The following is a 223-nucleotide window of genomic DNA, read 5'->3' on the forward strand; positions in this document are numbered from 1 at the left end:
TGATTTAGTAAAGAAAATGAATCGTCCGGATCAAGATGCCGATTTGAAAGCTGAAATTAAAGCGATTTATGAGGAAAATGAAGGTCGTTATGGCTACCGTCGCATTCGTGAGGAGTTAACGAATCGTGGTCAAAAAGTGAATCACAAGAAGGTTCAGCGCATTATGAAAGAGCTTGGATTAAAGTGTGTTGTGCGTATGAAGAAATATAAATCCTATAAAGGG

1 protein-coding gene is annotated in these 223 nt (G+C 38.1%); it reads left to right on the forward strand.

All coding sequences use genetic code 11. The features are described from left to right. Positions 1 to 223 (forward strand): IS3 family transposase (locus MR058_RS23170; RefSeq protein ID WP_242145954.1); only part of this gene is annotated, 223 nt, incomplete at both ends.

The sequence above is a fragment of the Bacillus cereus group sp. BfR-BA-01430 genome (genome assembly GCF_022663115.1).
GTDB lineage: Bacteria > Bacillota > Bacilli > Bacillales > Bacillaceae_G > Bacillus_A > Bacillus_A cereus_BD.